This window comes from Luteococcus struthionis (genome assembly GCF_048595755.1).
Lineage (GTDB): Bacteria > Actinomycetota > Actinomycetes > Propionibacteriales > Propionibacteriaceae > Luteococcus.
In genome coordinates this window covers 1,799,821-1,823,123 of record NZ_CP184360.1, presented here as the reverse complement: position 1 = coordinate 1,823,123, position 23,303 = coordinate 1,799,821, and the positions used below count along the sequence as shown (strand labels likewise).

21 protein-coding genes are annotated in these 23,303 nt (G+C 68.9%); 11 read left to right on the top strand and 10 right to left on the bottom strand.

All coding sequences use genetic code 11. The features are described 5' to 3' along the window. Positions 1-741: 741 nt before the first annotated feature. Positions 742-1,179, top strand: coding sequence for a hypothetical protein (locus ACOAMO_RS08310; RefSeq protein ID WP_420174340.1), 438 nt, complete (start codon positions 742-744; stop codon positions 1,177-1,179). Here ACOAMO_RS08310 and ACOAMO_RS08305 read toward each other — a convergent pair. The 4 genes from ACOAMO_RS08305 to ACOAMO_RS08290 all read right to left on the bottom strand — a co-directional run bounded on the left by ACOAMO_RS08305 (position 1,161) and on the right by ACOAMO_RS08290 (position 5,829). Further along, entirely contained in the window at positions 1,161-2,429 is a 1,269-nt protein-coding gene (locus ACOAMO_RS08305) for a M18 family aminopeptidase (protein ID WP_420174339.1), read from the bottom strand. The two genes, ACOAMO_RS08310 and ACOAMO_RS08305, sit on opposite strands and share 19 nt — an antisense overlap. A 59-nt stretch (positions 2,430-2,488) precedes the next feature. Continuing rightward, positions 2,489-3,622 (bottom strand): N-acetylglucosamine-6-phosphate deacetylase, encoded by a 1,134-nt coding sequence (gene nagA / locus ACOAMO_RS08300; RefSeq protein WP_420174338.1) that lies wholly within the window; start codon positions 3,620-3,622, stop codon positions 2,489-2,491. A gap of 112 nt (positions 3,623-3,734) precedes the next feature. Further along, the gene (locus ACOAMO_RS08295; protein ID WP_420174337.1) at positions 3,735-4,997 is read right to left on the bottom strand and encodes a PTS transporter subunit EIIC; all 1,263 of its coding nucleotides are present in this window, start codon (positions 4,995-4,997) and stop codon (positions 3,735-3,737) included. Positions 4,998-5,100: 103 nt separating this feature from the next. Further along, on the bottom strand, positions 5,101-5,829 hold the full coding sequence (locus tag ACOAMO_RS08290) for a GntR family transcriptional regulator (RefSeq protein ID WP_420174336.1): 729 nt from the start codon (positions 5,827-5,829) through the stop codon (positions 5,101-5,103). Between the two features lie 124 nt (positions 5,830-5,953). Between ACOAMO_RS08290 and ACOAMO_RS08285 the strand changes: the two genes are divergently transcribed. The 6 genes from ACOAMO_RS08285 to ACOAMO_RS08260 all read left to right on the top strand — a co-directional run bounded on the left by ACOAMO_RS08285 (position 5,954) and on the right by ACOAMO_RS08260 (position 12,705). After that, positions 5,954-6,226 carry a glucose PTS transporter subunit EIIB gene (locus ACOAMO_RS08285; RefSeq protein ID WP_420176991.1) on the top strand — a complete coding sequence of 91 codons (273 nt, stop codon included), beginning with the start codon at positions 5,954-5,956 and terminating at the stop codon, positions 6,224-6,226. Continuing rightward, the gene (locus ACOAMO_RS08280; protein WP_420174335.1) at positions 6,223-6,720 is read left to right on the top strand and encodes a PTS sugar transporter subunit IIA; all 498 of its coding nucleotides are present in this window, start codon (positions 6,223-6,225) and stop codon (positions 6,718-6,720) included. The genes ACOAMO_RS08285 and ACOAMO_RS08280 overlap by 4 nt, the downstream gene beginning before the upstream one ends. Before the next feature lie 3 nt (positions 6,721-6,723). Next, the gene (locus tag ACOAMO_RS08275; protein ID WP_420174334.1) at positions 6,724-7,605 is read left to right on the top strand and encodes a hypothetical protein; all 882 of its coding nucleotides are present in this window, start codon (positions 6,724-6,726) and stop codon (positions 7,603-7,605) included. Positions 7,606-7,710: 105 nt separating this feature from the next. Beyond that, complete coding sequence (rmuC, locus tag ACOAMO_RS08270; protein ID WP_420174333.1) at positions 7,711-9,351, top strand: DNA recombination protein RmuC; 1,641 nt, start codon at positions 7,711-7,713, stop codon at positions 9,349-9,351. Between the two features lie 46 nt (positions 9,352-9,397). Beyond that, complete coding sequence (gene ilvA, locus ACOAMO_RS08265) at positions 9,398-10,663, top strand: threonine ammonia-lyase IlvA (protein ID WP_420174332.1); 1,266 nt, start codon at positions 9,398-9,400, stop codon at positions 10,661-10,663. A gap of 80 nt (positions 10,664-10,743) precedes the next feature. Beyond that, on the top strand, positions 10,744-12,705 hold the full coding sequence (locus ACOAMO_RS08260; protein WP_420174331.1) for an acyltransferase family protein: 1,962 nt from the start codon (positions 10,744-10,746) through the stop codon (positions 12,703-12,705). Positions 12,706-12,714: 9 nt separating this feature from the next. Here ACOAMO_RS08260 and ACOAMO_RS08255 read toward each other — a convergent pair whose 3' ends face one another. Together ACOAMO_RS08255 and ACOAMO_RS08250 are read right to left on the bottom strand one after the other, a co-directional pair. Further along, a complete protein-coding gene (locus tag ACOAMO_RS08255) occupies positions 12,715-13,350 on the bottom strand; it encodes a GOLPH3/VPS74 family protein (RefSeq protein ID WP_420174330.1) in 636 nt (211 codons plus the stop codon). Positions 13,351-13,474: 124 nt separating this feature from the next. Then, positions 13,475-14,443, bottom strand: a complete 969-nt coding sequence (locus ACOAMO_RS08250) for a 4-hydroxy-3-methylbut-2-enyl diphosphate reductase (RefSeq protein ID WP_420174329.1) — start codon at positions 14,441-14,443, stop codon at positions 13,475-13,477. A gap of 147 nt (positions 14,444-14,590) precedes the next feature. Here ACOAMO_RS08250 and xseA point away from each other — a divergent pair, with 147 nt between their 5' ends. After that, complete coding sequence (xseA, locus tag ACOAMO_RS08245) at positions 14,591-15,853, top strand: exodeoxyribonuclease VII large subunit (protein WP_420174328.1); 1,263 nt, start codon at positions 14,591-14,593, stop codon at positions 15,851-15,853. A gap of 8 nt (positions 15,854-15,861) precedes the next feature. After that, positions 15,862-16,149: an exodeoxyribonuclease VII small subunit gene (locus tag ACOAMO_RS08240; protein WP_420174327.1), complete on the top strand. Its 288-nt coding sequence runs from the start codon at positions 15,862-15,864 to the stop codon at positions 16,147-16,149. Here ACOAMO_RS08240 and ACOAMO_RS08235 read toward each other — a convergent pair. Beyond that, a complete protein-coding gene (locus tag ACOAMO_RS08235; RefSeq protein ID WP_420174326.1) occupies positions 16,110-16,622 on the bottom strand; it encodes a DUF4245 domain-containing protein in 513 nt (170 codons plus the stop codon). The genes ACOAMO_RS08240 and ACOAMO_RS08235 overlap by 40 nt on opposite strands. A gap of 160 nt (positions 16,623-16,782) precedes the next feature. Next, the gene (locus ACOAMO_RS08230) at positions 16,783-18,120 is read right to left on the bottom strand and encodes a PhoH family protein (RefSeq protein ID WP_420174325.1); all 1,338 of its coding nucleotides are present in this window, start codon (positions 18,118-18,120) and stop codon (positions 16,783-16,785) included. Between the two features lie 306 nt (positions 18,121-18,426). Here ACOAMO_RS08230 and ACOAMO_RS08225 point away from each other — a divergent pair, with 306 nt between their 5' ends. Further along, positions 18,427-20,766 (top strand): TIM-barrel domain-containing protein, encoded by a 2,340-nt coding sequence (locus tag ACOAMO_RS08225; protein WP_420174324.1) that lies wholly within the window; start codon positions 18,427-18,429, stop codon positions 20,764-20,766. A 25-nt stretch (positions 20,767-20,791) separates the two neighbouring features. On the opposite strand, the gene ACOAMO_RS08220 is transcribed toward ACOAMO_RS08225, so the two are convergent. After that, a complete protein-coding gene (locus ACOAMO_RS08220) occupies positions 20,792-21,241 on the bottom strand; it encodes a deoxycytidylate deaminase (RefSeq protein ID WP_420174323.1) in 450 nt (149 codons plus the stop codon). A gap of 101 nt (positions 21,242-21,342) precedes the next feature. On the opposite strand from ACOAMO_RS08220, the gene ACOAMO_RS08215 reads away from it, so the two are divergent. Next, positions 21,343-22,365 carry an ArsO family NAD(P)H-dependent flavin-containing monooxygenase gene (locus ACOAMO_RS08215; protein ID WP_420174322.1) on the top strand — a complete coding sequence of 341 codons (1,023 nt, stop codon included), beginning with the start codon at positions 21,343-21,345 and terminating at the stop codon, positions 22,363-22,365. Here ACOAMO_RS08215 and ACOAMO_RS08210 read toward each other — a convergent pair. Beyond that, positions 22,347-23,288, bottom strand: coding sequence for a cation diffusion facilitator family transporter (locus tag ACOAMO_RS08210; protein WP_420174321.1), 942 nt, complete (start codon positions 23,286-23,288; stop codon positions 22,347-22,349). The two genes, ACOAMO_RS08215 and ACOAMO_RS08210, sit on opposite strands and share 19 nt — an antisense overlap. Positions 23,289-23,303 lie beyond the last annotated feature (15 nt).

Sequence of the window (23,303 nt, the reverse complement as noted above, 5' to 3'; positions counted from 1 at the left end):
CGAAGCACGGCGTCGAAATGCCATGCGAGCGAACACCATCCGAGAGCCAAGAGCGGAGGCACCAAGGCTGCAGGCAGGACGCCGACCTCGACTCGTGCTCCTCCGAAGCTGCGATGGCTTCGTAGATGGTCGTTGCGAGGGATTCAAACACGATGACTCTCCAGTAGGGACACCGGTGCCCCCGCACACGGTCATTGGTGCAGAGCTTGCCAGATGTGGCTCGCGAGGCGTTACTTCCACGGCTGGTGGCTCAACCCTTGCTCCATGCCGGGGCACAAGTCTGGATGCGAGACTAGGGGTATGGCTTGCATCATAGGTCCTAGCGCCGTCTTTGTGCGTCAGCTGCAGCTTCCCCTTGTCACGTCACTCTCCGAATCAGCCAGTAGCGAGAGGCTTTGGGGGTCTCTGCGCAGCTGGCAAAGGATCTCGAGGCGATTCAGCACGAGTACCCAATGCGCGAGCGGGGCGATCCTCCGGCCTGCGATGCTCAATGGCTCACAGTAGGATCTTGACCGCCGTCAAGAGATGGACGAGCGACCAAGGATTCCCGCACGATCGATGTGGAGAGAGCCTTCACCACGGCGGACGGTCCAGGGTGAGGCTGGTGGATAGCAGGGCGGAAGAGGAACCCAACGGATGTTAACCACATCCTTGGGGCGAGACGGTTTTCCCAGCCAGCTCCGAGGCATGACCTGCTTGGGCCTACCGTAGGCTGGAGCCCCCAACCGAAGGAGCACCTTGATGGCCACGCCCAAGAAGGCAGCCGCAGGCGTAGTGGGCGGCGTCATCGCTCAGCAAGCGGCGCAGCTGGCCAAGGACCCTGCTGTACACAAGGCCGTCGTCGACGGCGTGAAGCCGGCTGTAACCATGGCAGGCGAGACAGTCCGGGGGCTAAGGGGCAAGGTGAAGACCCCGAAAAAGGCCGATCCTTTCGAGCAGCTCGCGACATCCCTCGATGTCGTCGCTCACCTGATTGAGGAGTATTCCCCAGCAACAGACCCGGAACTGGTCAATGGCTGGCGCCATAAAGTTACGTCGCTGCGGAGCGCCATCCCTCTCGCCCAGGTAGACCAAGGCAAGGGCCGCAAAGCCAAGCTCAAAGACCTGCAGAGCCGCCAGAAGGCCCTACTCGATGAGGTCTACGCCGCCATCGTGGAGACTCACGCCCCCGCCCAGTAGGCCTCCAGCGCACGCTTGAAGTACCACGGGTCTTCCACACCACACAGCTCCCGGGCCGAGTGCATGCTCAGCAGCGGGATGCCGACGTCGACGGTGGTGATGCCCAGCCGGGTCGCGGTCAACGGGCCGGTGGTGGAGCCACACGGCACCGCGTTGTTGCCGACGAAGGGCTGGGTGGGCACGTCGGCCTGCTCACAGGCCCGCTTCCACAGTGCCGAACCGACGCCGTCGGTGGCATAGCGCTGATTGCCGTTGATCTTGAGCAGCGGCCCAGCATTCAGCTGCGGATGATTGTTCGGGTCATGCATCTCGACGTAGTTGGGGTGCACGGCATGGCCGGCATCCGCGCTCAGACATGAGGAACACGCCAGCATCGCGCGGTGCCCCGCCCCGGTGATGCCCAGGCCCTCCGAGAGCCGCACCAGCACGTCCTCCAGGAAGGGACCGCAGGCACCCGACCGAGTGGAGCTGCCCACCTCTTCATGATCAAAGGCGGCCAGCACCACGACGTCCTTGCCGGGCTCGACGTCCATCAGCGCACGCAGGCTGGCGTAGACGCTGGAAAGGTTGTCCATCCGGCTCGAGGCGAAGAATTCCTGGTCTGGTCCGAAGACGGCCGGCGCCTCCGTCGGGTAGGCGTAGACGTCGTGGTGCGCCAGCTCGCTGACGTCGATGCGCGCCACCCGGCAGAGGTACTCCTCGATGTCCAGGCTGGTGTCCAGCGAGTAGAAGGGCATCAGGTGACGCTGGCGGTCCAGCTTCAGGTTCTCGTTGACGCTGCGGTCCAGGTGGGGAGCCAGCTGCGCGATCCGGGCGATCGGCCCGGTGCGCACCAGGGTCACGGTGCCGTCGATGGTCACCAGCCGGCCCGCCAGCCCCAGCTCACGATCGAGCCACGAATTGTTCAATGGGCCGCCGTAGACCTCCATGCCGGCCTGCTGCCAGCCCGCGGTGGTCTTGGTGGGGTTCGGCTTGAGCTTGAAACTGGGTGAATCGGTGTGCGACCCGACGATGCGATACCCGGAGGTCTGGTCCACCTCCTCGGGCACCAGCCACGCGATCAGCGCGCCGTCGCGAATGACGAACTGGCCACCCGCCACGTGCGGCCAGGACTGCTTCTCGTCCAGTTCGGTGAATCCGGCCGCGCGCAGCTGGTCTGCCATCTGGGCGACGGCGTGGTAGCTGGTGGGAGAGGCGGTCACGAAGTCGGCAAAGGATCCGATGAAATCGAGGGCAGCGTCACTGGGCATGGGTGCATTATCCCCCAGCCGGGGTGGCGCTCAGCCGCACCACCCCGGCTTCCGCCAGCTCAGGCAATCCACTGCCCGGCGCGCAGCACGCGCTGCACGTAGAGGGTCTCGTCCAAGACCACCAGGTCTGCCCGGGCACCCGGTTCGATCCGGCCCAGATCCGGGCGGCCCACCACGTCGGCGGGGGTCAGGGTGGCGGCCCGCACCACGTCCACCAGGTCAAGCCCCGCCTGCTCGACGCAGAAGCGGATCGCCCGGTCCAGGGTCAGCGTGCTGCCGGCGATGGCTCCCCCACCGGCCAGGCGGGCGATCCCGTCGCGAACCTCGACGGCCAGCGGCCCCAGCAGGTAGTCGCCATCCTCACTGCCAGCGGCGGCCATCGCGTCGGTCACCAGCACGTGGCGGCGGGGCTTGAGCAGGGCGACGTCACGCACGATCGTCGGGTGCACGTGCACCCCGTCGGCGATCAACTCCACCACGACGCGGTCGTCCTCCACCAGGGCCGGGATCAGGCCGGGTTCACGGTGATGGATGCCACGCTCGGCGTTGAACAGGTGGGTGGCCACTCGGGCACCGGCCTCGATGGCCTGCCGTGCCTCCTCATAGGTGGCATGCGAATGGCCCGGCGCGACGATGACCCCGGCATCTGCCAGCTGGGAGACCGCCGCCAGGCCCCCCTCCCGCTCCACCGCCAGCGTCACCATGCGAATGGTGCCCTCGGCCACCTGCAACAGGCGTGCGATGTCGTCGGCCAACGGATCCTGCAGCAGCTCGGGATCATGGGCGCCGCGGTGGTGCTCCGAGAGCCACGGCCCCTCCAGATGGATGCCCAGCAGCTCGTCGTCGTGCACCAGGGGCGCCAGGGCCCTCACCTGGGTGGCCAGGTTCTCGATGGTGTCGGTGACCAGCGAGGCCATGGCAGAGGTGGTGCCGTGCTCGCGGTGCGTGGCCAGCACGGTGTGGGCCGCCTGCACACCGTCGGTGTAGGCCGCCCCGCCCCCACCGTGGGCATGAATGTCGACAAATCCCGGGGTGATGGTGTGTTGCCCCAGATCCACCACTTCGTCGGCGGCAGGGTGCGGCCCCTGCCCCACGTCCACCACCGTGCGGCCCTGGAAGATCACCCACCCGTCGTCGAGTGGTTCGGGGGTGAGGATGCGCGAGGCCCGCAGCACGGTGCGCGTGTCATTCATGGTGGCTCCCAGCAAGATCAAACATGGCTTCTTCCTTCATTGGACAGGAGATGGTGAGGGCCGGGCCCTCGTCGCTCACGACGACGACCCGGCCCGCTGTGTGTGGTGGAGCTCAGTCCATCTTGATCTCTTCGCCCGGTGCCTCACGGCCCGGGGTTCGCAGGTTCATCACCCGGATGACCAGGCTGAACAGCACGTAGTAGAGGATGAAATAACCCACCCCCACGGCCAGCAGCAGCAAGGGCTTGGTGGCGATGCCAAAGTTCAGCACGTAGTCGAACAGGCCCGCCGAGAAGGTGAATCCGTCGCGGATGCCCAGCGCGTTCACCAGCGCCAGCGAGGTGCCGGTCAGCACGGCGTGCAGCAGGTAGAGCGGCCAGGCGACGAACATGAAGGCGAACTCCAGCGGCTCGGTGATGCCGGTCAGCAGCGAGGTGAGGGCGCCGGCCACCATCAGGCCGCCGGTGTTCTTGCGGTTCTCCGGACGGGCCGAGTGCCAGATCGCCAGGGCGGCACCGGGCAGGGCGAACATCATGATCGGGAAGAAGCCGGTCATGAAGGTGCCGCCCTGGGCACCCTGGGTGGCGAAGAAGCAGGTCAGGTCGCCGTGGGCGGGGGCGCCGTCCTTGACGCAGTTGCCCATCTGGAACCACACGGTGGTGTTGAGGATGTGGTGCAGGCCCAGCGGAATGAGCAGCTTGTTGACCGTGCCGTAGACGAAGCCACCGATGACGGTGTTGGCGGCGATCCAGTGCCCCAGGGCCACCAGGCCGGCGTTGAAGGCCTTGTAGATGAAGGCCATCGCGACGGCCAGGAACATGGTGGCGAAGGAGGTGATGATGGGCACGAAGCGTCGCCCGCCGAAGAAGGCCAGGTAGGCCGGCAGCTTGATGCGGTGGTACTTCTGCCACAGGGCGGCGGCGATGATCCCCACCAGGATGCCGCCCAGCACGCCGTAGTTGATCAAGGTCTGCTCACCGTCGACGACGGGCAGCCCGATGTGAGGGCTCATGGCGCCGCAGACGGCCTTGTAGACCAGGTAGCCGACGATGGCTGCCAGCGCGGTGGAGCCATCCGACTTCTTGGCCATTCCCACGGCCACGCCCAGCGCGAAGAGCATGGGCAGGTTGTCGAAGAGCGTACCGCCCGCCGAGCCCACCACCGAGGCGACCGCATTCCAACCGGCGCCCTCCTTGCCCAACAGGTCATCCTGGCCCAGGCGCATCATCAGGCCCGCCACCGGCAGGGCCGCGATGGGCAGCATCAGGCTGCGGCCCAGCCGCTGCACCCATCCGAACCAGGCGCGGTCGGCCACCTTCTGCTTGCCCGAGTCCGCCGTGGCGCCCGAGTCTGTTCCAGCTGTGTTCACAGACATGGTTTGTCCTTTCGTGCCGCCGTCGACGGCATCTCCCCGGGTCCTTTCGTGACCCTGATGGTTGTCGTGCTCTTTTCGGGGGGGATAGGGGGTCTTGCTGGGCTCATCCGCGCATGGACGAGTCCAAACTCATGTGGATGCTGTAGCGATCGGCCCGGTACCACGAGCGAACCGACTCCAGGGGACGCCCTCGGCTGGTGGAGATCCGGTCGAAGACCAGCAGGGCCTGCCCCGGCCTGATCCCCAGCAGTTCTGCCAGCCGCTCGTCGGCGACGGTCCCCCACAGGTTCTGCTCGGCAGCATCCACCGGGCAGTCGTAGTCGCGTTCCAGGACTTCATAGACCGATCCGGACAGGTTCTTGCTGCCCAGGTCTGGCGCCAACCGGGGGTTGATCACCTGCTCCTCGTAGGCCATGGGTTCACCGTCGGCCAGCCGGATCCGGGCGATGTGCCACACGGGCTCACCGGTGTCGAAGAGCTGGGCCACCGACGCGGTGGGGCGTTGGCGGCGCACCTCGAGCACCCGGGTGGAGGGCGTGTGGCCCCGTCGGGTCATGTCCTCGGTGAAGGAGGCCAGGTGCAGGTCTGTCTGGACGGAGGGTTCGGCGACGAAGGTGCCGGCGCCCGGCCTGCTCACCAGCACGCCCTCGTGCACCAGCTCGCTGATCGCCCGGCGCACCGTGGCCCGGCTCACGCCATGGGTCGCCATCAGGGAACGCTCCGAGTCCAGGTGGGCACCGGGGCCCTGCGCCTGGGCGAACAGGCGCAGCTCGTCCATGAGGACGACGTACTTGGGCTTGGATCCCGACGTCTGGCTGGGCTCGATGGCCACGATTGCTCCCTTGCGAGGACTCGAACCGCCATGGTCCGATCCAGAATTCTTGTGGTACCGTCCGGTACGTACCAGTGAGTGTGGTCAGTCCTCGTGACAATGTCAAGTGGCCCGAGCCACACTGGTGGCCCAGCCCCAACGACGGGGCCCAACGGAAGGAAAGACCATGAGCAAGGCCGAAGCACTGCTCGCCGCCCTGGGCGGCGCCGACAACATCGAAGACCTGGAACCGTGCATCACCCGCCTGCGCACCGAGGTGGGCGATCCGTCCCTGGTGGACGAGGCCGCTCTCAAGGCCGCCGGTGCGATGGGCGTGATGAAGCAGGGACGCCAGATCCAGGTGATCGTGGGCCCCGAGGCCGACACCCTGGCCGAAGACATCCAGGACCTGATGTGACCTCCAGCCGTCAGGTCTTCTCCCCCGTCGCCGGCACGGTGCGGCCGCTCAGCGAGGCCAGCGATCCGGTCTTCGCGGCCGAGATGGTCGGCGGCGGGGTCCTGGTGGTTCCCGACGAGCAGCCCCAGGTGACCCTCTGCCCGGCCGGCGGCACGCTCGCCAAGGTGCATCCGCACGCCTTCGCCCTGACCACCAATGACGGACTGGGCCTGCTGGTGCATCTGGGCATCGACACCGTGAAGCTGAAGGGCGAGCCCTTCGAGGTGCTGTGCCCCAGCTCCGGCTCGGTCACCCGCGGCCAGCAGATGATCGCGTGGAACCCGGCCGACGTGACCGCCAGGCAGCTCTCTCCCGAGGTGCTGGTCTGCGCCATGGAGGCCCCCGCCGGCAGCATCACCTCCGAGGCCGTCGGCCAGCACGTGGAGGCCGGAGACCTGCTGTTCACCATTCCCGACGAGGTGCAGCCCCGGCAGCGCAAGAGCAGGAAGGCCTGAGCGGTGACGCGTCTGCTCGATCTGGCGGGCCACCAGCTCACCGAGCTGCGCGGCCGTGACCTGACCGAGGCCATCCGGCAGTCCGAGGGCCGGGTGGTGGCGGCCGAGGTGATCGGTGCCGTGCAGCCGCTGCTGCGTGAGGTGAGCAATGCCGAGCTGGTGGCCGCGATGGGCGCAGACCTGCTGATCTGCAACCTGTTCGACGTGCACTCTCCTGCGATCGCCGGGCTGCCGCAGTGCGAGCCCGACCAGGTGATCCGCGCACTGCAGCGGCTCACCGGACGGGTGATCGGCATCAACCTAGAGCCCTGCGGGGTGCCCGAGGGCCGCCTCGCCAGGGCCGACAATGCCCGTCGTGCCATCGAGCTGGGCGTGCAGTTCGTCGTCGTGACGGCCAACCCGGCCACCGGCGCCGACAATGCCGCCATCATCGACGGCATCGCCCAGGTGGCACAGGCTGCCGAGGGGCAACTGATGGTGGTGGGCGGCCGGATGCACGCCGCCGGCGCCTCACAGGCCGGCAGTGAGTTGGTCGACGACGCGGCGATCCGCGCCTATGTGGCGGCCGGGGCCGACGTGGTGCTGGTCCCTGCCCCGGGCACGGTGCCGGGCATCACCCCGGCGCAGGTGCACGGCCTGGTGCAGACCGCCCATGAGCTGGGCGCCCTGGCGCTGACCAGCATCGGCACCAGCCAGGAGGGGGCCGATTCGGCGACGATCCGCGCGATTGCGCTGGCCTGCAAGCAGGCCGGCGCCGACGTCCACCACTTGGGCGATGGCGGTTTCACCGGGATTGCCGATCCCCGCAACATCCACGACTACTCGGTGACCATCCGGGGCGTGCGGCACACCTGGCGTCGGATGGCGGCCTCCATCAACCGCTGAAACCGCCCGGCCAGGGCCTTCTGAGGGCTCGGGCTGGCGACGGATCGGGATGTGTGGGGAGCCGCCTCACCAGTTTTGTCAGACCCATCGTGCAGAGTGGAGCACATGGACACCACCTCACTCGTCTTGCTCCTGACCGGCCTGGCCCTGGGCCTGCTGGTGGGCGCGCTGGCTGCTTGGCAGGTGGCCCGTGCTCGCCGCGCAGAACTGGAGTCGGCGGGCCAGGCCACCTTGGCCGAGGCCCGTTCGGAGGCTGCCGCCGCCCGCACCGAGGTGGCCAATGTGCGCACCGACGCCGCCAAGGCGTGGAACCAGGTCTCGGAGATGCGCGCCGACGTGGAACGCGCCAAGGCCGAGACTGAGCGTGCCCGCACCGAGGCCGCCACCGTGCGCGCCAGCATCAGCGATGCGGAGACCCAGGTGGCGCAGGCCAATGCCCTCACCGCGCAGGCGCTGAGCGAGAAGGCCGACGTGCAGGCGCAGCTGACCGGCATGACGGCCCAGCGTGACGCCGCCGTCAAGCGGGCCGAGGAGCTGGCAGCCGATCGGGAGAGCATCGAGAACCGCTTCAAGGTGTTGTCCTCGGAAACCCTCGAGAAGCAGGGCAAGCAGGCCGACGCCGCCGCCGAGGCACGGTTGAAGGCCACCGCCGATCTGATGACGCCGGTGGCCGAGAGCCTCAAGCTGATGAATGACCGGATCAACCAGGTGGAACGCGAGCGGGCCAGCGCCACCGCAGAGATGCGCGAGCAGATCAAGTCGGTGCTCACCACCAGTGAGAACCTGCGCCGGGAGACCAATTCGCTGGTGACGGCGCTGCGCAAGCCCCAGGTGCGCGGCACCTGGGGCGAAACCCAACTCAAGCGCGTCGCCGAGCTGGCCGGCATGGTGGAGCGCTGCGACTTCGACCTGCAGACCTCCACCACCACCGAGGACGGCACGCTGCGTCCCGACATGAAGGTGAACCTGGCCGACGGCAAGGTGCTCTTCGTCGACTCGAAGGTGCCGTTGAGTGCCTTCCTGGACGCCTACGAGGCGGCCGACGACAATCTGCGCGACGCGCACCTGGCCACCTTCGCCCGGCACGTGCGCACCCACATCGACCAGCTCTCCAGCAAGCAGTACTGGAAGCTGGAGAAGAACACCCCCGAGTTCACCATCCTGTTCATGCCCAGCGAGGCCTTCCTGCAGGCGGCCCACGAACAGATGCCAGACCTGCACGACTACGCGGCACGCAAGAACATCACGCTGGCCACCCCCAGCATCCTGATCCCGCTGCTGCGAGCCGTCGCCCATGGCTGGCAGCAGGCAGCCTTGGCCGAGAGCGCCGCCCAGGTGGCCGAGCTTGGCCGGGAACTGTATGAGCGGCTGGGCAAGATGGGCCAGCACTTCGACGGGGTGGGCCGCGGCCTGACCCAGGCCGTCAAGGCCTACAACTCCACGCTCGGTTCCCTGGAGAGCCGGGTGATGGTCACCGCCCGCAAGTTCAACGAGCTCGAGGTCACCCATTCGGAGCTGCCGCAGGGCAAGGCGGTCAAGGAGACGCCCCGGCCCCTGACCGCCACCGAACTGACCCGTGCCCTCGACGCCGACGACGAGCCCGCCGAGCTGGAGGCTGGCCCCTCCGCAGCGTCCAGCGAGCTTCCCGAGCAGGCCGAACTCACCCGCCCGGAGCCGTCGCTGGACGAGCTGCTGGATGCCCAGCCGCCGGTGGTGGAGCTGGAGCAGCGTCGCCGTTCCAGCTGACGGCGAGGGCCGAGCCGCCATTGAACACGGGCCTAGGATGGCTCGGGTGACCACGCTTGCAGACCTTGCCAACTTCGTCGACGACGCTGCCCCCCGGCTCTACGGAGTGAGCGTCAGAACGCCCCTGCAACGCAATGAACGGTTGAGCGAGGCCACCGGTGCCGACGTGTGGTTCAAGCGGGAAGACCTGCAGCCGGTGCGCTCCTACAAGCTGCGCGGCGCCTACAACCTGATCAGCCAGCTGCCCAACTCCGAGCGCGACGCCGGCGTGGTCTGCGCCTCGGCCGGCAACCACGGGCAGGGCGTGGCGTGGAGCTGCGCCAAGCTCGGCATCAAGGGCCGCATCTTCGTGCCCACCACCACCCCGCGCCAGAAGCGAGACCGGATGACCGCGCTGGGCGGCGAATGGGTCGAGCTGGTGGTCACCGGTGACACCTACGACGAGGCGGCGGCCGCAGCCAAGGACTACGTCGCCAAATCCGGAGCCACCATGGTCTCCGCCTTCGACGACCCCCGCACCGCCGCCGGTCAGGGAACCGTGGCCCGTGAGATCGTCGAGCAGCTGGGCCACGTGCCCGACGTGCTGCTGGTTCCCGTGGGGGGCGGCGGCATGCTCGCGGGCTGCGCAGCATGGCTGAGCCGACGCCCCGGCACCCGCATCGTCGGGGTCGAGCCGTCCGGGGCGGCCTGCATGGCTGCCGCGCGCGCCGCCGGGAAGCCGGTGGAGCTGCCCAACATCGACACCTTCGTCGACGGTGCGGCGGTGCGCCGCGCCGGTGACGTCACCTTCCCACTGGTGCAGGAGGCCGGCGTCGAGCTGGTCCATGTGCCCGAAGGCGAGATCTGCACCGAGATGCTGGAGATGTACCAGATCGACGGCATCATCGCCGAGCCGGCCGGTGCCCTGGCCGCCTCCGCGCTGCGTTCGGCCTGGCACAGCCCAGCCGTCACCGTGGAACCCGGCCAGAGCGTCGTGGTCATCGTCAGCGGCGGCAACAATGACGTCTCCCGCTACGCGGAGATCGTCGAGCGTTCCCTCATCCAGGAAGGCCGCAAGCACTACCTGCTGGTGAACTTCCCCCAGGAGCCGGGCGCCCTGCGTCGCTTCCTGGACGAGGTGCTGGGCGTCGATGACGACATCACCTACTTCGAGTACGTGAAGCGTTCCAACCGCGACATCGGCCCCGCCCTGGTGGGTATCGAGCTGGGTGACCCCGACACCTATCCGGCGCTGCTGGAACGGATGGCCTCCTCCGGCATCACCGCCGAGGTGGTCTCCCCCGACTCGCCCTTCTACCGCTTCCTGATCTGAGACAGACAGTGGCAAGCTGATCCCACGAAGATCACGGGCGCGGGGGCGCCCCGAGCTGGACCATCCTTCTGGAGTTGCCGATGCCCCCCGCCACAGAGCCTGTCGCCACGCCCACCCGTCGGGGCCGGATCGACGCGCTCGACGGGCTGCGCACCGTGGCCGTCATGCTGGTGGTCTGCTTCCACTTCGCCGCCCCGGGGCTTGGCATCGGCTTCATCGGTGTCGACGTCTTCTTCGTGCTGTCCGGCTACCTGATCACCACCCGCCTGGCCGGTGAGGTCAGCCGCGACGGCACCATCAACCTGGTGCGCTTCTGGGCCCGGCGACTGCAGCGGCTGCTGCCGGCCGCGATGCTCGTGGTCTTCTCGGTGCTGGTCTACGCCTGGTTCGTCGCGCGCCCCTACCAGCGGCCCGACATTGGTGGTGACGTCACCGCCGCGACGCTCTACTTCGCCAACTGGCACTTCATCGACCAAGGCCTGTACTTCGCCGTGGAGGCCAGGGCCTCGGCGCTGCACCACATGTGGTCGCTCTCTCTGGAGGAACAGTTCTACCTGGCCTGGCCGCTGCTGGTCCTGGCCACTGTCGCGGTCGGCCGGGCCCTGGGGTGGCGCCGGGAACGGCTGCTGTGGCTCACCGCCGCCCTGTGCACGGTGCTGATCATGGCCTCCTTCCTGGTCACCCAGTGGTTCGTGCGGCACCCCGAGCGGCCCGACCGTCCCTACATGGGTACCGACGCCAAGGCCTTCGAGCCCCTCATCGGCGCGCTGCTCGCGCTGGCGCTGTCCCAGCCGGTGTTGCGACGCCTGCTGTTGCGCCACGCCCGTCTGCTGGGTTGGCTGGGGCTGGTGGGGGCCGTCGGCTTGCTCCCCCTGCTGCGCAATCGCGGCCACTACTACCAAGGTGGCGCCCTGCTGTTCAGCGTGGCCATCGCCGCCCTGATCGTCGCCCTGGTCTGGGCCCCGGACTTTCGGCCCGGCAAGCTGCTCGGATGGGCTCCGTTGGCCTACCTGGGCCGCATCTCCTACGGCATCTACCTGTGGCACTGGCCGCTGGCGCTCGCCTTCGACACCCACATGAGCTTCCACCCCGTGCGTGCGGCCCTGGCCCTGGCCGCGACCATCGCCTGCGCCAGCGCCAGCTATCACCTGGTGGAAAGCCCCATCCTGGCCGGACGGATGCCCGGGTGGCGCACCCCTCGCACGATCCTGACCAGCGCAGCGGTGCTGATGCTCTGCGCGCTGATGAGCGCAGCACCGCTGGGCGGCTCCTTCACCAGCCCGGCGGCCCAGGCGATCATCCCTCGGCCCGCCACCTCACCCACCCGGGTCATGATGGTGGGCGATTCGGTGCCCTACCACCTGATGGCGACGCTCGACCGGGTTGGCAGGTCACAGGGGCTGACGCTGATCGACGGCACCACCCGCGGTTGCACCCCGCTGGGCATCAACCAGCGCCAGAGCGCCAGCGACGTCGTTGGGCCGCGCTGTGCCCGAGCGGCCGACAAACAGGAAGACCGGATCTCCCAGAGCCGGCCGGGCGTGGTGATCTGGTGGTCGCGCTACGAGATCGCCCCCACCTTGCGGCAGGACGGCAGTCTGCTGGACGTCGACGATCCGGCCTTCTGGCCCGCCCAGGTGGCAGCACTGCGGCAGTCGGTGGATCGGCTCAGCGCACACGACGCCACCGTGGTGATCGTGCTCACCGAGCGTCCCAGCACCGGCATCAGGACCCGATGCACCGAGAAGTCCTGCGCGCCGCTGGTGGATCGCATGACCCAGCGCGACGAGCTGCGGGTGCACTGGAATGACCTGGTGCGGCAGGAGGCGCGTCGTGACTCCCGCATCCGCACCATCTCGGTCGAGGACGTGCTGTGCCCAGCCGGGAACCCGCCCACCCGCGGCAAGGACGCTTCGCTCTGCAATGACAGGCTCCCCTCGGGGGAACCCGGCCGCCCCGACGGCACCCACGTGAACCTCAACGGCTTCGACCAGCAGGTGGCCTCCGCCGTCCTCGGCAGGGCGCTGTCTGCGGTCCGGTGACGCCCGGGCTCAGCTTGCCGCGGCACTCTCCATGGCCTGACGGGCTCGCAGCCCACCCTTGAGCAGCGCCACCGCGTCGGCGGGCAGCCCACCGCGGGCACTCATGTCCATCGCGGCGCGACGCAGCTGGCGGTAGTCCTGGCCCAGCACCTGCCGTTCCAGACGGGCGATCTGCAAGCCCCAGGCCAGCAGCAGCGCACGCTGGTCGGCCACGCCGTGGTCGAGTTGCCGAGCCAGTTCCTGGGCCAGGCGGCGCACCCGCCCGGAGTCGGCCACCTTCTGCGCGTCGGCCTGGAACAGACCCAGCACGGTCCTGCTGCCGCGACGCACCTGACTGGAGCTGATCAGCTCGTCGAGCACGGCAAGGTCGGCGCCGCTTCGCAGCTTGCGGACGGCGGCCGTGGGCCGCTTGCCCTGGCACTTGTCGGCGGCCTGCAGGACGTGGCGCATCGCAGGGCCCAGCTCCCGGCTGTTTCCCGGAACCACGCTCAGCCGCCCGTCGTCCAGCCGGATCCGCCCCTGCAGCGCCAGCTCGGCGGCCAGCACGACGGGGACGGCATAGCTCAACGGCTGCGCATGACGGCGCCCACCCTGGTTCGGGTCGAGGGCCAAGAGCATCAGCTCGTGCGCTGCGGTGTTCTCCATGCTCACGACCCTACGGCCCGCTTGGATCGCGCAGCTCCCCCGGCGGGATGAATCCCGGGCCGTAAATGACGGCAGCCCCCGTCCGAGGAGGGACGAGGGCTGCCAGTTGCCGGGAGGCGCGGGCTCAGTACTCCTTGCCGGCCTTGCGCAGGTCCTTGCGAAGCTCCGGGGGCAGGGCAAAGGTGAGCGACTCGTCGATGATGCGCTCCTCGACGGCCTGCGGGAAGCCCTTGCTCTCCAGGTATTCCAGCACGCCGTTGACCAACTCGTCGGGCACCGAGGCGCCCGAGGTGATCCCGACGCTGTTGACGCCTTCGAGCCATTCCTCCTGGATCTCGGCGGCATTGTCGACGCGGTGGGCGGCCTTGGCCCCGGCCTCCAGGGCCACCTCCACCAGACGCACCGAGTTGGACGAGTTGGACGAACCCACCACGATCACCAGATCGGAGTGCTCCGCGATCTGCTTGACGGCCATCTGACGGTTCTGGGTGGCGTAGCAGATGTCGTCGCTGGGCGGGCTCTGCAGCAGCGGGAACTTGGTGCGCAGCCGGTCGACGGTCTCCATGGTCTCGTCGACGCTGAGGGTGGTCTGGCTGAGCCACACGACCGGCTTGTCGGTGGGCAGGTCGACGGTCTCGACGTCCTCGGGGGTCTGCACCAGGGTCATGGCATCGGGGGCCTCGCCCATGGTGCCCTCCACCTCTTCGTGACCGGCGTGGCCGATCAGCACGATGGGGGTCTCCTCCTTGGCGAAACGCTTGGCCTCGTGGTGCACCTTGGTGACCAGCGGGCAGGTGGCATCGATGGTCTTCAGCTGACGCTCGGCGGCCTGCTCGTGGACCATCGGGCTCACGCCATGGGCGCTGAAAACGACGGTGGCGCCCTCGGGCACCTCGTCGAGCTCCTCGACGAAGATGGCGCCGCGCTTCTCGAGCGTCTCGACGACGTGCTTGTTGTGCACGATCTGCTTGCGTACGTAGACGGGGGCGCCGTACAGGTCCAGCGCCTTCTCGACGGTGATGACGGCGCGGTCGACCCCAGCGCAATATCCACGCGGGGCGGCGACGACGACGTGCTTGGCAGATTCGGTCATGCCCCAAGTCTAGGCGTGCTCCACTGAACCCCTGCTGAATCGCGCCCGTCGGGGCCTGTTCGTCCGCAGGGCCGGGCAGCACCGGGCGGGTGGACGTTGGGCCGCACCACGCCGGAACTGTCGGTTGCGCCGTCTAGGGTGAACACCATGGCAATGCAGAGCTCCCCGGAACAGCCCCTGGCGCTGGGCCGCGTCGTGCAGGCGGTCAAGGGCTGGGTGGAACGCTGCGGCGCGGTGTGGGTGGAGGCACAGGTCATCCAGATCAACCGTCGGGCTGGCAGCTCGACGGTCTTCATGACGATGCGCGACACCCTGGCGCAGACCTCGGCCTCCATCAGTTGCTCCACCGCGGTGCTCGACGCGGCAGGACCGCTGACCGAGGGCACCACGGTCACGGCGTGGATCAAGCCCACGGTGTGGACCAAGAATGGCGCGTTGAGCTTCGAGTGTCGCGAGATCCGCATCGCCGGCGAGGGCCGTCTGCTGGCGCAGCTGGAACAACGCAAACGGATGCTGCAGGCGGAGGGCCTGTTCGAGCCGATGCGCAAGAAGCGGTTGCCCTTCCTGCCGCGCACGATCGGCCTGGTCACCGGCGCCAACTCGGCCGCCGAACGTGACGTGCTCACCAACATCGCGCTGCGCTGGCCCGCCGCCCACGTCGAGGTGCGCCACGCCTTGGTACAGGGCCCCAAGGCTGCCGCCGAGGTGATGCAGGCACTGGCCGAGCTCGACGCCCATCCGGGCGTCGACGTCATCATCATCGCCCGCGGCGGTGGATCGCTGGAAGACCTGCTGCCCTTCAGCGACGAGGGCCTGGTGCGTGCCGTGGCCGCAGCCCGCACCCCGGTGGTGACCGCCATCGGTCACGAACCGGACGTGCCGATCGTCGACCTTGCCGCAGACCTGCGGGCCTCCACCCCCACCGACGCCGCCAAGCGAGTGGTGCCCGACGCCCAGGAGGAGTCGGAGCGGGTGCGGCAGGCGCTGGGTCGGATCCGTTCGGCGGTGGTGAACCGCTTGCAGAACGAGCAGCACCAGCTCAGCCAACTGCGCAGCCGGCCCGTGCTGCAGAACCCGACGGCCAGCTTCGATGTGCACTACGACCGGTTGGAGACCCTGCGGCTGCGGCTGGCCCGCGCCGTCGACCAGACGCTGCAGCAGCAGGCGACGGCCGTGGCCCACGACCTGAGCCGAGTACGGGCCATGAGCCCCAAGGCCACCCTGGAGCGTGGCTACTCGATCCTCGCCGACGGCGAGGGCAATTCGGTCACCTCGATCCACGAGGTGGACCTGGACGACGACGTGATGGCCTATCTGGCCGACGGCAGGCTGGTGCTGGGCGTGCGCGGCGTCGACGACCCCACCGGCAAGGCCAGCGCCAGCCTGGACGACTTCGAGAACCTCGAGTAGGAGCAAGCATGAGCCCCAACACCGCACCGACCAACCCGACACCGAACGACCAGACACCCAACGGCCAGGCCCAGGGCGGCCAGCCCGAGTTGAGCTACGAGCAGGCCCGCGAGGAGCTCGCCGAGGTGGTGCGCAAGCTGGAATCCGGCGGCGTGCCGCTGGCCGACTCGATGGCGCTGTGGGAGCGCGGCGAGAAGCTGGCCGCCATCTGCCAGCAGTGGCTCGACGGCGCCAAGGCGAAGGTGGACGCGGCCCGTCAGGCCAGCGTCGAGGCGAACGCCTCCACCGCCTCGTAGGACGCATCGCCGCAGACCACGGTGGTGGCGGGCTTGTTCTTCTCCACCACGTTCACCAGGCAGCGGCTGCGCTCGTCCTCGGTGATCATCCGGGTCCATTCGCGGCCGATGACGCTCGACTTGCCCTCTTCGATGCCCTCACGGGTGACGTTCTTGACGAAGGCGCGCTGGTTGGCGCCCGGACGCTGCTTCACCTCGAAGTAGACCTTCTCGGGGCTCAACAGCCCCAGCTGCAGCTCGTCATTGGTGTAGCGGGCGCGCACCGGCTTCCAGTCGGCGGGCAGATTCTGGGGCGAGAGCACCTCGTAGGGCGCCTCCTCGCTCGCCGACTCCACCACCGCCGCCAGCGGCGCCACCGGCACCTCCGGCTCCTCGGGGATGCGGGAGAACATCGCATAGATCAGTGCCGCCGGCACCAGGATCACGGCAAGGGAGATCAACATGTCGCGGCCCGTGGCCCTCTGGTTACGCACCGCTGCATCCTACGTGGTCTGCCCTCGTGCGCCCATTTCCTGTCCCACGGCCCCAGTCCGACGCCCCAGCCCCAAGATCACCAGGCCCGGGAACCCACGGGCCGCAGCCTGCACCGATGGTGGTGACGACTGCGACCCGTGGTGGCTGTCTGCGGCAGGTTCAGCCGATGTCCTCCAGCATCTGCGTCACCAGGGCGGCGATCGGCGAGCGCTCCGAACGGGTCAGCGTGACGTGGGCGAACAGCGGGTTGCCCTTCAGCCGTTCCACCACCGCGGCGATGCCGTCGTGGCGCCCCACCCGCAGGTTGTCGCGCTGGGCCACGTCGTGGGTGAGCACCACGCGGGAGTTCTGCCCGATGCGGCTCAGCACGGTGAGCAGCACATTGCGCTCCAGGCTCTGGGCCTCGTCGACGATCACGAAGGCGTCGTGCAGCGAGCGGCCGCGGATGTGGGTCAGCGGCAGCACCTCGAGCATGTCCTGGGCGATCACCTCGTCGATGACGTACTTGTTGGTGACGGCGCTGAGGGTGTCGAAGACGGCCTGACCCCACGGCGCCATCTTCTCGTTCTCGGTGCCGGGAAGGTAGCCCAGGTCTTGCCCGCCCACGGCGTAGAGCGGCCGGAAGACCACCACCTTCTGGTAAAGCCGCTGCTCCAGCACCGCCTCCAGACCGGCGCACAGCGCCAGGGCGCTCTTGCCGGTGCCGGCACGCCCGCCCAGCGAGACGATGCCCACCTCCTGGTCGAGCAGGAGGTCCAAGGCGACGCGCTGTTCGGCGGAACGCCCGTGCAGCCCGAAGGCGGCGCGGTCGGAGCGCACCAGCTTCACCTTGCCGTTGGGCAGCTTGCGGCCCAGGGCGCTGCTGCCCCCGTCGCCCTGCAGCACCAGGCCGGTGTGGGTGCAGAACTCGGCGGTCTCCAGCAGCTCCGCCTCGCCGTTCTCGTAGAGGGCGTCGATGGCGGCATTGGGCACCTCCACTTCGCGCATGCCGGTCCAGCCGGATTCGATGGCCAGCTCGGCGCGGTATTCCTGTGCCTCGAGCCCCACGACGGAAGCCTTGACCCGCATCGGCAGGTCCTTGCTGACCACGACGACGTGGTTGCCCTCGGCGGAGAGGTTGATGGCCACGGCCAGGATCCGCGAATCGTTGTCGCCCAGCCGGAAGCCGGCGGGCAGACGCGCCGGGTCGGTGTGGTTCAGCTCGATGTGGAGCGTGCCGTGCTGGTCGTTGACCACGACCGGTTCGTCCAGCCGACCGTTGTCGACGCGCAGGTCGTCGAGCAGACGCAGGGCGGTGCGGGCAAAGTAGCCCAGCTCGGGATGGTGACGCTTGGCCTCGAGTTCGGCGATCACGACGATGGGCAGCACCACATGGTGTTCGGCAAAGCGCAGCAAGGCACGCGGGTCGCTGAGCAAGACCGAGGTGTCCAGCACGTAGGTCTTGAGGGCGGCGCCGGCGGCCTGCTGGGCCAGGGTCTGCTCGGAGGGCTTGAGCACGGGAGCTCCTTCACTGTGAAGGGGCCGACCCTGCAAGCCGACCCCTTGTCTCGATCAGGGAATCGGTTGTCGGTCCGGTGGACGCACACTGCCGGCGCTGGAGCCAGGTGCTCCCGGGCCATTCGCGGGTCCGTCCATGTCCCTCACGCTATGCGGCCGTGGACGGTGCCCCAGCACCGGCGCCGCTGGCTTCACCGACTGTTCATCGCGGCTTCGCCGGGCGCTTCCCCTCCCCCGTCCCAGCGATGAAGGCCAACCACCGGCCCGCTCCAAGGACTGTCGGCGGCCGCTCCTAGAGTGGGCGCCATGACCAAGCTGCCCGATCACCTGCGCCTGCGCTGCACCCCGAATGCCCCCGCCGATTCGGTGGTGACCAGCGGAAATGCCCGCTTCACGGTGCTCACCGAGCGTCTGGTGCGGCTCGAGTACTCCCCCAACGGCATCTTCGAGGACCGCGCCACGCAGACCGTGGTGAATCGTGCCTTGCCCACTCCCAACTTCCGGGTGCATCGCGACGGCGACCGCACCCAGATCATCACCGACTTCTTCCACCTGGACCACGCCGGCGGCCCGTTCACGCCCCAGACCATCAACGTGAAGGAGCTCACCGGGGGCTACCACTCCATCTGGCGGCCCGGCGAGGAGGCCGACAGCGCCTTCGCCGAGCTGTTGGGGCTGCGCACCCAGCTGGGCGGCACGGCCCGCACCCTGGATGCCGTCGACGGTGCGACCGAGCTGGAGCCGGGCGTCGCCAATGCACTGGGCATCACCAGCCTGGACGATTCCACGTCCTTGGCGCTCGACGACGAGGGCTGGGTGCAGCAGCGCCAACCAGGCTCGCTCGACGTCTACGTCTTCGCCCACGGCCGTGACTATGCCGCCGCGGTGGCGGACTTCTACCGCATCACCGGCCCGCAACCGGTGCTGCCCCGCTACGCGCTGGGCAACTGGTGGAGCCGCTACCACGCCTACACCCAGGCCGAGTACCAGGCCCTGGTGGAGCGCTTCGAGGCGGAAGGGCTGCCCTTCAGCGTCGCGGTGGTGGACATGGACTGGCACCTCACCGACATCGATCCGCGCTTCGGCGCCGGGTGGACGGGTTACACGTGGAATCGGGAACTGTTCCCCGACCACGTCGGTTTCCTGCGCTGGCTGCACGAGCACGGCTTGCGGGTCTCGCTGAACGTGCACCCCGCCGAGGGAATCCGGGCCTTCGAGGAGCAGTACCCGGCGGTGGCACAGGCCCTGGGCATCGATCCCGCCTCCGAGCTGCCGGCCACCTTCGATGCGGCCAGCCAGGACTTCTGGAATGCCTACTTCACCCACGTGCACCACCCGATGGAGGACGAGGGCGTCGACTTCTGGTGGCTGGACTGGCAGCAGGGCAGCCACTCCCGCATCCCCGGGCTGGACCCGCTGTGGATGCTGAACCACCTGCACTTCCTGGACTCCGGCCGCGACGGCCGCCGCCCGCTGACCTTCAGCCGCTATGCCGGGCCGGGCTCGCACCGCTACCCCGTCGGTTTCAGCGGTGACACGGTCATCAGCTGGGCTTCGCTGGACTTCCAGCCCTACTTCACCGCGACCGCCTCCAACATCGGTTACGGCTGGTGGAGCCATGACATCGGCGGCCACATGTTCGGGGTCAAGGACGACGAGCTGGCCACCCGCTGGGTGCAGTTCGGCGTCTTCAGCCCGGTGAACCGGCTGCACGCCTCCAATGGTGTCTTCAACGGCAAGGAACCGTGGCGTTTCACCCCCGAGGCGGAACGGGTGATGGGTGACTTCCTGCGGCTGCGGCACCGGCTGGTGCCGTGGCTGTTCACCGAGAACGTGGTGGGTTCGCAGGAGCTGCGTCCACTGATGCGGCCGCTGTACTGGACCGAGCCCGACGAGGTGTCCGCCTACCGGGCGCGCAACCAGTACTGGTTCGGCCGTGACCTGTTGGTGGCCCCGATCACCGAACCGGTGGAGGCCGGCACCCAACAGGGCAGCGTGCAGGCCTGGCTGCCCGAGGGCCGGTGGGTGGACTTCTTCACCGGCCTGTCCTATTGCGGTGGCCGCGCGGTGACGATGCACCGCGGCGTGGACAGCATCCCGGTGCTGGCCCGGGCAGGCGCGATCGTCCCGCTGACGGGCGAGGACGAGTTGCGGGTGGAGAATCCCACCAGTCTGGAGTTGCGGATCTTTGCCGGTGCAGACGGCAGCTACACCCTGGTGGAGGACGACGACCGTGCCGAGCCGCGCACGGTCCGCACCCGCTTCGACTACGAGCAGGCTTCCGGCCGGGTGCTGATCCACCCGGCCGAGGGCGAGCTGGACGTGGTTCCGACCACCCGCCACTACCGGCTGGTGCTGGTGGGCGCTGGCCCGGAGCAGGTGATCGAGCTGGGTCAGGTGGTGACCGCCGAGGGGGCCGAGGCCCACTTCGAGGGCAGCCGCGAGCTGGACAATCGGGTCGACGAGCGCATCTTCACCTTCTTGGATGCCGCCCAGATCCAGATCCTCACCAAGGAGCGCGTGCTGGAGCTGCTCACCAGGCACCGCTCCCCTGCCGCGCGCCTGGCGGCGCTGTCGGAGATGCCGGAACTGGATGCCGCGACGCTGGGGGTGCTGCGCGAGCTGCTGCTGGCCGAGGTCGACTGACCTCCCGCGGGGACGAGCCGCTGGGCTACCAGGCCACCAGCTGGTCGGCGTCGAACTCCCCGTCGGGCCACACCGCGCGCACGATCCCGGCTGCCGCCAGCGCCTTGCGGCAGCCGGGGCAGGGCTCGTCGGTGATGTAGGCGGTGGCGCCCTTGGTGTCTCGAGTGGCGAAGAGCAGCGCATTCACCTCGGCGTGGATGGCGATGCAGAAGCCCGGCGTGCCGGGACGGTCGTAGTCGCCCAGGCCCGGCACCTGGTCATAGGAGAGCTGCCCGCGCGGGCAGGCACCCTCCAGGCAGTCGGGCCGTCCCGGGGCGGCGCCGTTGTAACCGGTGGCGATGATGCGCCGGTCGATCACCAGCAGCGCCCCGACCCGTCGCCGGGTGCACTTGGCCCGCGCGGCGACGGCCTGGGTGATCCCCAGGAAGTAGTCGTCCCAGCCGGGGACGGTGACGGCAGCTGGCTGATCGGTCATGGCGCAATCCTAGGGGCCCTCCACCCAGCCCGCCGAGGAAGCGCGGGCACTGCGGTGCAGCCGGTGTGCGAGGCTGGACAGTGGACGTGAGGAGGCCACGGATGCAGCACGAGGCGATCGTGATCGGGGCTGGCCAGGCCGGTCTGGCCACCGCCTACTACCTGGCGCGGGCGGGCGTCGACCACCTGCTTCTGGACGACCAGCCCGGCCCGGGCGGTGCCTGGCGCCACGTCTGGCCCTCGCTCACGCTGTTCTCCACGGCCGGCTTCTCGAACCTGCCCGGGTGGCCCATGCCACCCCATGAGGGTTTCCCACCGGCCTCCCACGTCGTCGACTACCTGGGCGCCTATGAGCAGCGCTACCGGCTCCCCGTGGAGCGGCCGGTGACGGTCACGCGGGTCGAGCGCGTCGGGGAGCAGTACCTGGTACACAGCGCGCAGCGCAGCTGGCAGGCCGCGCAGGTGGTGGCCGCCACCGGCACCTGGCGAGCGCCCTTCGTGCCCACACTGCCCGGCAGCTTCTCCGGTCGGCAGTGGCATTCGGCGAACTATCCCGGTGTGGAGCCCTTCCGGGGCACGCGGGTGGCAGTGGTGGGTGGCGCCAATTCCGGGGCGCAGATCGCCGCCGAGCTCACCGAGGTGGCGCAGGTCACCTGGTACACCCGCCACCCACCACGCTGGATGCCCGACGACGTGGACGGGCGGGTGCTCTTCCAACGCAACCGGGAGCGCGCCCTGGCGATCGGGCGGGGTGAGCCCGATCCGGGGGCCGACTCCGAACTGGGCGACATCGTCGTGCTGCCACCGGTGCGTCGCGCGCGCGATTCGGGCGCGCTGCGGGCCACCCCCATGGTCACCTCGCTGGACGAGGTGGAGGCCGACCACCTCATCTGGTGCACCGGTTATCGTCCCGCCCTGCGGCCGGTGCGGCACCTGGTCAAGGACGGCCAACCGCTGCACCCGGGGTTGCACCTGGTGGGTTACGGCGACTGGGCGGGGCCGGGATCGGCGACGATCACCGGGGTGGGCCCCCATGCCAAGCGGGCAGCACACGCCGTGGCCGAGGCGCTCGGCTACCCGGTGCCGGGGCGCCCCACCGGGCAGGCTCAGATGCCGAAGTCGTAGTCGTCGTAGGAGCGCGGATCCTCGATCGGTTCGGCGTGGATCATCACGTGCAGGTCTGGGAAGGCCTCGACCAGCGCGTCGGTGATGTCCTCCACCAGGTCATGCGACTGCTGCACCGTCCACGCACCGGGCACGAGCAGGTGCATGTCCATGAACCGACGATGCCCCGATTCGCGGGTGCGCACGCCGTGGAACATGACGTGCTCGCTGGTGAAGCTCTCCAGGATCTCGCGGATGCGCTGGTTGTCCTCCTTGGGCAGGCTGACGTCCATCAACCCCATGCCCGATTCGTGCATCAGCTTCCACCCGGTGAACAGGATGTTGACGCCCACCGCGAAGGCGACGATCGAGTCCAGCCGCACCCAGCCGGTCAGCGCCACCAGCCCGACGCCGACCACGACGCCCACCGAGGTCCACACGTCGGTGAGCAGGTGTTTGCCGTCGGCCACCAGGGTCATGGAGCGGTACTTGCGTCCGGCCCGCAACAGCACCCACGCCACGGCCCCGTTGAGCAGCGAGGCGGCCACCGAGATCACCAGTCCAAGGCCCACCTGTTCGAGCGGCTGTGGTGCCAGGAAGCGCTGCACGGCGCTGAGCATGATCACGCCGGCGGCGATGAAGATCAGTGCGCCCTCCACCGCGGCGGAGAAGTACTCGGCCTTGCTGTGACCGAAGTTGTGGTCCCGGTCGGGTGGCTTGATGGAGACCCGCAGGGCGATCAACGCCACGACGGCGGCGGCCAGGTTCACCAGCGACTCGGCGGCGTCGGAGAGCAAACCCACCGAACCGGTGATCCGCCAGGCGGCCGTCTTGAGCGCAATCGTCGCCAGGGCCGCGGCGATCGACAACCAGGCGAATCGGGTCAGATCCACCGGGGCCGAAACTCGGTTCGGAGAGGTTTCCAACGAAGTCACGGCTGCCATTGTGCATCACCGGCG